The following is a 9800-nucleotide window of genomic DNA, read 5'->3' as shown; positions in this document are numbered from 1 at the left end:
CCAGGGTCCCGACGGAACCCGAGAAATCTAAGCAACCTTGCTAGAAAGGCTTGTGACCCGCCAATTTACCGACGGAGCTGCAGATCGGTATCCAGGTCCATCGCTTCAACTTCGATTGACCCCAGGTCACATGCAGAGTTCAGGTCCACCCAGGCGAGGAATCAAGGGCAACTCAGGCGTCGGTGACCCAACAAGATCAGGAAGCCCATAATCATCAGTCCAAATCCAAACCAGTTTAAGGGAGACGGAAGCAGGCAAAACCCAATACCCCCGAGAATAGCTGCGGCCATAGACATTGACCCTACAAGTCTCGGTAAGATGGAGGTCCTACCCAAAATGCGAAGGATGGCGACCAGGCTTGCCAGACAGACCAGCGCCCAGACGACACCCGCCACCCACTGCAGCGATTGACGGGAGTGAACCGCCAGTCCCAACTTGGCATCTCCACCCGATTTTGAGAAGACCAGCTTTCGTCCTGCAACTGGTAGATTGATGTCTAATGACAAACCTGCACCCTGCCTGATTGCGGGCAACGCACTGCCAGGTTGATTCACGCCGTCCTGTCCCCCCTGCTTTCGCCCATCGATTGGCATTTGATTCGCCAGCCCCCAGGGTGGCATATCCTCTGCAGCCTTGGGGGGTACGTCGCCCCCTATCGGCCTTCTACCAAAGAGACGTTGTTCGGACCCGTTCCCTGCATCGCTATCGAACGGAGAAAGTCCGCCTCCCATCATTCCCGCTCCGCCAGGAAGAGGCTCACCGTCAGTCCCGGTGGCGCGATCGTAATTCCAGAGAGTTCTGTTCTCCCTGAATCCACCCATCATCCCCCCCTGTGGTGACGCCCCGCTGCCACTGAAATCGGATTGACCTGCTGGGGTCGCAGACTGCGGAAGAACGGATCCATTCGTCGGCCCCGTAATGGCGTTGGATGAAACCCCCGCCTGGGACTGCTGATTGGATTCCTGTGCTCGATTTTTCAGGACATGCGAATGGAGTTCAGTGATATTCGCTTCATTCGACATCCTTAATCGAGACCGAAGATCGCCTGCCTCTACGCCTTGAACGGGATGGCCACCGCTTGATTTCTGACCGGCCTCAAGCGATTTGGAATCCGCTGCGCTCTCTCCTTTGACGGACAGGCCGAACGAGATGCGATCGTCCCCCAGTTGACTTCCATCCCCATGCCCAGAAATTGTATTCGAGAGAATCAACGCATTTTGCTGCCCATTAGCGATCGCGACCCCTTCAGCGAGCCCCTCTGCCTGGAAGGAATTTCCTCCCTTCTGAAGACCAGAATTCGCTGCGGCAGTGAAATAGGCGTCTGCCTTTTTTGCTTCTTCCGTTGCAAGTCGGTCAATCTCCGACAACCGCTTCAGCACGTCCGCCTTGTTCCTGGAAAAGGAAGAGTCCCCCTCGGTATCGCTGTAACTACTGAGTGCTCGCCCCAGCACCTTCAGGTTATTTGCAGCGACACCAATCTGCCTCAGATTATCACGCGTCTGGACCCGACTATTACTTTCACGGATCTTCTCAAAGTATCCGAGCAACTCTCCTGCCTCCTGCAGAACGGCGTTTCCGTAGAGGTTTTCCGAATCATCGGAGACGTTCAGGTTATGCAGTAATGCTGAGGCGAGCGGCTTTGCCTCCAGGTCCTCCGGAAGGTACACCGTCCAACGGGTTCTTGCGACCGGGATTCCGAACTCAGGATCATCGTTCTGACTCAGGATTCTCGGTGCGGGTATCGAAAGTTCCTCGCGTGTTAAACGAGCCGCTTTCGGAAGTTCTTTCCCCAGGCTTCCTCGCCAGACGATCTTCACCGGAAACGAGAGGTCGACGGCACTCGTTTTCGGAAGCGCAATCAATTGGACGGACTCGCCCCTGAGTGAATCGAGCTTGGTCGTGACAGCGCGTGCCGGCTGCCCCGCTACAAAGACAGACAAGAGTTCTGTTCTTTCGGGTAGCACGATCGCGAGAAACTGACGGGTATGATTCTTCATCGTGTAAATCGCCTGGGCTCGATAAGTCCCGTCGCGACTGAGAACGGTCGTCAGGTCGGCCACATTGACCGATGCTGGAGCGATGACCTGCTGGGCGAAGCGGTTGAGGCCCCAGCTGGGAGCTGTCTTCAGCTCTTTAACTCGAACCAGTTCAGTGGCTTGATTGATGAACTCCTGATTAACAACGACGGGAAGTTCATCTCGCTGAACAGGCTCGGTCAGCGAAGGGTTGAGCGACGACAGTTGACTGAGTGATGAATTGATCAACAAGACGTACTGTCGTTGCCGGTCAACGGGACGCTGGCTGTGCTCGAAGACCAGCGCGGGAGCCGACAGTTCACCCGTGACGGGCGGTAGAGTGGCCGTCGCTGTGATGAAGATGCTGCCACTCTGAGGGGTTCGCAGATGGACGGTCCATCGTGTTGTCTTTTCTCCCGCGTCAGAGAACGTGGTGTCACGGACGTTGGGACCTTGAAACTCAAGTTTGCCAGCGAGCCAATCGGGCGTCGTCAACGTGAGAGTGTCAACGCGTGAGGCATCGATCTGCCATTGCAGTGCAAGCAGATACACGACCGCGACATCCGTTACTGTCACCATCGTCAGGCCATTGGCAGTGATCTTCGGGACTGACTGGACTGTCGACAATGAAATGGGGGATGGTTGGGTGCTGGATGAGGTGAATGCAAACTGAGCCGTCTTCCCGGGACGAACGGCTCGAAGTTCATCAGACACCGCCGACGCATCAGTTGAGCGCCAACCTTCGAGACTGTCGAGAGTCCCGGCAAAGCCCTCATCGAGCCACACCGCGACCGATGTATCCAGACGGGTCGGTTCCATTGGGTGTGGGAAGACGATCGAAGCAACCGCGACATCGTCACGCGGGACGAACCCTGTCATCACCAGTTCGACCCTCCCGAGCATGGGCTTGTTCAGTTCAATGGTGAGAGTCGCTTCCTCATCTTCCTTCGTCACGTAGTAGTCACGGAGTTCTGTCGCCTGCACGTCGAGCAGTACAAAGTTCTCGGGTAAGGCAACAGAGAGCGAAGAGAGAGGTGCACCTGTCAGTTGATAAAGAAACCTGGTCGTCAAATGCTGTTTTCGCAGTGTGACTAACGCCCCTTGCTGAGATGTCACGTGCACTTGCGGCTCCTGGCGAGTCGCCCGCAGGACGAGTTGAAATGGTCGCTTCGAGAAGCGATAGGCTAACAGTGGCTGTGACTCGGGCCGTTTGACAGGGATCGGTGTCGAGAACTTGCCGCCATCGGTCTGAGTTAAAGCTTCAACCTGCTCGGCCCGGACCGTAAACTGCTCTCCCGCAAAAACGGCAATTTGCCCGATCTCGTTCGTGGCATCGCGTGGAACAACCTGCGGAACCGAGATGGAAACAGCAGCCACATCGACTTTGCGATTGAAAAATGTTTCGATCGAAACCTGCGTCTGATCCGTCACATTCCGACGAAAAATGACTCGTAACTTTCGATCGTCGCCATCGCCCTGGATCTCCCAGCCACCCACATCCGGTCCATTCACAGCCTGTAGCTTGAGTGACTCGGGCAAGTCGAAGGTGGTGTCGGCAATTCCCCCCTGGCGCACTCGAATTGCGAATCCGTGGCCAAGGTGAACTCCCGCATCCGAAATCGTCATCGCTTCGACCGAATCAACGTGGACGACAGCACTCGCTGTACCCTGGGCCTGCTGAGGCTGCCACGAGATCGCGAGTTCCCCCCCCTTATCGATCGGTAGCTCCATCACGTTCCGGTCGTCTTGATTAACCAGACGGAAGATCGTGGAAGAACCGTTTACCCGGACGGAGAGATTCTCACCGGGAAGTTCGAACGCCAGCTTACCGGAAGGAACTGGAATCAGGGGCAGAACGAATGACCCGGTATTTCCCGAGATCTTTGCCGGAACTTCAAACACGAGGTCGACAACATGTAACCCCGGCTTGGGAATGGCCACTTTCAGCGCCCCCCCATCCGTAATGAGGGCCGTCGCTTGCCCGTCCAGCGTCGCCTCGACGGCCACAGTTTTGCCCAAAGGAAGATCAACGAGAAATTGGCCATCCACGAAGCTCTTAACCACATAGCGGGCCGTGACACGGGCCACCGACTCGGCGGACTGTTCTTCGTTCTGCACCACTTTCGCCGCATAAAGTGCTTCAATAACTGCCCCTGGCTGGGGTGCCGCATTCTTCAAAACCTGGTCAGGATTCGCCAATCGATAGAGCTGACGGAATTGTTCGTACGAAAGAAAGACTCGTTCTGAAGCAAGGGGTTCTGTTCCAGCGTCGAACGGAACAATCAGCGTCGCAGGGCTTGCTGGACTTGATACGTCATCCGCACGGACGGCGTCAGAAGCTCCCATCGTTAACAAAACGAGCGCCAGACCCGCCACAGAGCGTGGCAGCAATCGCGTCCTCAACCACCGGAGACTTCCGCATAAAATCCAGATCACAGCAGAAACAATCGAACCGATCACAAGACCGTCGATTGCCCCCTGCCAGCTCATTGGCGCCAGCGGAAGTGCGGCCAGAGGAAGCGCCAGACAGATCGCCAGAAGTCTCAACTTCAGGTTCAGCGACGTCCCGCGCAGGATCCACGCAGAGGTTGCCAGGAGCGCGACGAGAAAGAGACGGAACGAACCGAGAGAACGGCGATCAACATAGTCCACGATCAACGGGATTCCACTCAAAGCGGTTTCGGCACCGGTATACCGAAATGATTTCTGGTGACTTCCCGCAGGAGGAACAAAATCCATTGCCAGCGACAAAAGAGCGAAACGCGCCGTTCCCCGCGTCCCCGATGCCGTCGGAGTCTTGCTGGCAGCGGGAAGATTGCCATCTCTCTCAGGCTGCGGCGGACCAGCTTGAGAGAGTGCCGGAGCATGTTCCGGGGCAGCCTGAGGCGGAGCCGGCGGGAACTCGGCCGCATTAAACTGACGTTTAACATGCTCCGCTTCGTCATACATTCCAAGAAATGCGTCCTGAGGATGTACCACAGAATCGTCCATATGCCGCACGGGCTTGGGGACAAGCTTGTCACTTGCCAACTCAGACTTTTCTCCCGAGGTCAACTGAGGGATCCCGACACGGCTTCTTGCCCGAGACAGTGGCATTGCCAGTACCACGAAAAGGATCGCGCAGACGGTAACCAGTAAGCCCACTTTGGCGATTGTGGCGAGAAGCCCCTGCTTCTTCATTCCCGAGTTAATCAGTGCCACGATCCCGATCGTTAAAAGAACAATAAAAATGCGTATCCCCAGCCTGCCCGGCTCTGGCGCTTTCAGCTCAGAAGCCCAGTTCGCTAATAAGCTGACCCTGTCGAGTGGCTGACTCGGTTCAAGAGGGCTTTTGCTCTCAATCACTCGTGTCTCTTGCGGGTAATAGAGTGTCCATTTCTGTTCCAGTACTTCGACGGACAGGGCTGTTCTTTGGCCGGATTCCACCGTCAGCAGCGGAGGATTCTGCGAAAGCTTTCCAGACCTTGAGTCCCCCCCCACGGCGGAACGATAGAAGAGCTGCAGAACGTGCTGTCGAGTTGCACCGGAGGCTGGAAGACTCTTTGCCGCCAGAGAGGTCGCTGCGGTCAGAGGGATGAGATAGATATCACCGCTGCGACGAACCTCAACAGGTTGGCCATCCAGCAGCGCAGCCCACAATTGGGTATCAATGGGTAGAGTGACGTGCAGCCCCTGAACTCCCACGACGTTCAAGTGAAACGTCGCGCGATGCTGTAGTTCGCCGGTTCCACCGAGAATTGTGGCAATGTCCAGTAACGGACAAATCGCCGTCATCACGGGAATTTTTTCAAATCGCTGCTCCGCCAAAGTCAGTAAGGCCCCTGGAACGGGCGATCGGTAAACTTCGACAATCCTCTCTCGGGGTTGATACTGCACCGGAGGAAGCACGAGCGGATCCACAACAGCAAGAGGTTGATTGTCAGAGTCCGTTGCTACCACCGACAGCCGTTGTTCACCACCTGCCTCAATCGCATAGAAGTGCGTCTGTCGCTCGGCATCAATAAACCGGAATTGGGGAAGAACGAACGACCTGGCATCTCCGCGGGGTAACTCAATATCACACTTGAGCACGGCTTGGCCGGTTAAGCGCTGGTCAAACTTAAGAAGCCAGACACGCTCATCATCCTGCGGAGGAAGCGAAGTCTGCTCGACGATGCGCGGCCCGGTACATTCAAACCGGAGCGTTGCCCCAGCACTCTCGGACACAGCCACTTTCAGGGTACGGACACCTCCCCCCTGAACCTCGACGAGACTCTGGATAAAGGCATGAAAAGTCTGTGGATCAATCCTTCCGAACGTCACAGTCTGCGTCGCAACTCTCGATGGACGGCGAGTGATCTTCAACTTTCCGGAAAAGCGTGTGTCCTGCGACTGAAATCGAAGTCGTTCGTATTCCTCTCGCAGCGGAACGGGATCCAGGCCATTGACCTCAGATGCCTCCAGTTCCAGATCCACATCACCGCGAACGACAAACGCCCCCTCAGAGAGACTGGACTGAGGAAGGTAGAGTTCAGGGAGGCTAATGGTGACCGGTTGTGCTTCAACGGGCCAGATTTCGGGCTCGTGACGCAACGACAACCGAATCTGACTGCTGCTGCCTGCGGCGACAGGGGGATCCAGCAGGATCCGTAGCTGGTTTGTCCCGACCTCATCGAGGGAATCCAACTGCCACTTCAGTGCCTGGTTCTCGCGAGTGACACTGAGGACCTGCCATTCCGCAGGGACCTGGATATCCAGTTCAAACAGGGGTGCAAACTGCGTCTGAACGGTTAAAGCGGCCTGCAGTTCAAGACCTGTTGCATTGACATCCAGAACTGTCGCCACCGCCGCCTGTACAGCTCGTTCCTTAGGTTGCGTCGACATCTGCAGCAGGAAATCAGGTTCCCAGATATCGAAACGAAGCGTCTCTGCGGATGTTGTCCCCGGCGTGTCGACAGAAGAACTTTCCGAAGCAGTCGTCCGCCTGATTCCCGCAGTTGCTTCCACGCGAACGCGCACTCCCGTCGGATGTTGTATACGGAGATGTCCGACGTGGGAGCTGACGTTGTCGATCCGCAGTGACGGAACCATCCACGAATCACCGGGGTCAGCAGCCATCACACCCTTGAAGGAAATCTTGCGGCTCCCTTCGAACGCCTGGCCGAATGTCAGTGTCAGATTGGTCCGCTGAGCGTCCTCGGGATCATCGAGCAGCTCCCAGTCCTCCAGGCCAGTGGCGCTGACATCCGAAATTTCGAGCCTGCGAGGAACAGAGAACGACAGTCTTTCGACCGGCTTTCCAAAAATCTGGAGCGAAGTCAGCGCGTGCCAGGTCACCTCACCCGGAGTCACATGCAAGCCATAGCCCGTCGAAGCGAACATCAGTGAATCAGCCGCATTTTCGGTCGCTCGATCTGTGATCCTCAACTGCAATCCGGCCGTTCCGCCAACCGGAATCCGATACTCCGCAGCCACATCCAGAGGTGCGGGACGCTCGAGCTGAATGTTACCAATGAAAAGTCTTTTTCCGGCAGGAAGCGTCAGCGTAAAGGCTCCACCAGGAGCCTGAAGCAGCGGAAACGCGGCAATCTGGTCACTGCCAAGCGACGACAGTTCGGTGACCATTTGTAGTTTGACAGAGTGCTTTCCCCGTGTATCGGTGAACAGGGAAATAGTGCCGTCTGAGTTGCGACCAATCATTGCAGGGACATCGTCCACGAGTGCCTGCTCGAGTGAAAGTCGCTGAAAAGCGAATCGCGATTCGATCCAGTCATTCTCAAACTGCATCAGGTCTGCGGTGACAGTGATGAGTAACTGGTCACCAGAGATCTGCGCTTTGTAGTCCGCTGACGTCAAGATCAGGGAGGTTGCCGCCGGCACGGCATTCTTTTCTGAATTGGCTCGAGCCTGGGTCAGCAATACGTCAAACTTGGCTCGGGGAAGGATCACCCCCTGCTTATCCCGTTCGATAATGACATCCAGATCCTCGACGGGAACGTAAATACGACGAGCCTCATTCAGGTCAGAGACCAGATCGCCTGACTGTGCCTCAAGAAGCAACGGTGAGGAAACGACTAGAAGCAGCACCAGCAAAAGCCGACGATCAGCGTTTAACATTGTGAATCACCTCGTAACCGAGGAATGGAATACTTGTGTGTGGATCACGATCTCAATCGCGCCGATCTGTTGCTGGCCCATGCCCTGCTCGCCCCCGTGATGGGGCATTCCTGGACACTGACTATGTCGCGGAGGCCGTGGGCTGTGGTTCCAACGGGGGAGTTAAAGGCGGTTTGCGAACTTCGACACGCGTCCCACGGAAGAGACTGTGAATCAGCCAGATCGCAACCGCAGCGATGAGGCCGTAAGCAGAGACCTGCAGCCCGTGAAAGACGAGATCGTGATCTTTGAGTGCGTAAGCACAAGCAGCAAAGACCCCCAGGATCAGCAGCGTGATCTTGTTGTCCCACGATGTGTTTCGCAGGACCAAAGCAATCGCGGCCAGAGCCCCGCTGACGACGAAGGTGTAAAAGGGAAGATGCCACCATGAGACCTCGATCTGGCGGGTTCCCCCCAGGTTCATGTACTGGAACCATTTTCCTTCGGTCGGGAAATCAAAGATTCCCCCGGTATCGTGTCCGATCCATTGATCCAGATCCTTTTCACCAAATACGACACTCTTTCTGCCGAGGAAGAATTCGCCCAATTGTGTTCTCGTCTGAACACTGAAGTTCTGCTGAACCCGGCCTCCGTCCCTGGTCGTAGGGTTACCGATCAATGAGTATTCGGGGGGTACCCAGACCTTGACGTACAGTTGTTGCACCGCCACGTTCGCGTTCGACGCCCCACCAATGAGAGGCAGGCGGGAAACCAGTTTCCCCCCCGCGTTCTGCAGTGGGGTCGGTCGAAATGCATGGCGGAAGATGACCGAAAGCGTGAACGATTCGTCGGAAGGCTTCGTTCTCGCAACGTTGACGTAGTAAGACTCCCAACCCTTGTCCGCGGGCAGTTCCGCCTTTTCCAGCACCGCAGGTTTGCGATCAACAAGAACCCCCAACGTTTCCACGTTCTCGGGCAGGTCCAGCCGCAGACGCTGACGCTCACTCGATTTCAAAACGTACCGACACCGGTTCGTCCCGACTCCGGCTCGATCCAGCACGATCTCCACAAGTGCTTTGCTGACGACTGTCTCGACCACATCCTGCACGTCGTACCGACTGGCGACAACATCAAGCTTTGCTGGTTGTTTGAAATACCGGTACGCGACAAATCCGTCCTGCGGGGAATGCTCAAGTTCCCGAACATCGATCGGCTCTACATCTCCCCCCGTTGCCGTGGCCTGCACGGACAAGGCCCTTTCTTTGACGACCGTCATTTCTCCGACGATTCGCGAAACTGACACCTCCCGCTTACCCTGAGTAGTGTCATCCGAGTCGAACGGATCCAGCACTCGAATGGGTTCGATTGTCGTCGATTCCTGTCCCGCCCCTTCGTCAGAATTGGGAACGAGGTCGTATTTGACTTCAAAGGGTTGCGAGCCCGTTACGTCGCGCTGCATGACGACGGTCCAGGTGACCCAGCCATCTTCGGCTTCCGCAGCCCTTGTCTGCTGCTTGATCGCCGGTGCGGCGCCACCTGCGGTAGAAGCAATTTGCAGTTTGTCAGCAATCGCTTCTGGAACCGCAAAGCGGAACGTATCGACACCGGCATACTCGACGAAGTAATTCAATAACGTGGTTACCTGAACCTGATGCTGTTTGACGTCGGCGCGGGTAACAATCACTGCGGTCAGACGAGTTGGCTTCTGAA

General features: G+C 56.1%; 2 protein-coding genes. Both read right to left on the bottom strand.

Features of this window, described 5'->3' with window-relative positions; translation table 11 throughout:
- Positions 1 to 161: 161 nt before the first annotated feature.
- The gene (locus VGE80_RS17970) at positions 162 to 8111 is read right to left on the bottom strand and encodes a hypothetical protein (RefSeq protein ID WP_440593619.1); all 7950 of its coding nucleotides are present in this window, start codon (positions 8109 to 8111) and stop codon (positions 162 to 164) included.
- A gap of 121 nt (positions 8112 to 8232) precedes the next feature.
- The coding region (locus tag VGE80_RS17965) for a hypothetical protein (protein ID WP_440593618.1) at positions 8233 to 9800 on the bottom strand (1568 nt) is incomplete at its 5' end.

Origin of the sequence: Schlesneria sp., assembly GCF_036405755.1 — a bacterium.
Classification (GTDB): domain Bacteria; phylum Planctomycetota; class Planctomycetia; order Planctomycetales; family Planctomycetaceae; genus Schlesneria; species Schlesneria sphaerica.
This window is presented reverse-complemented; position numbering and strand designations above follow the sequence as displayed.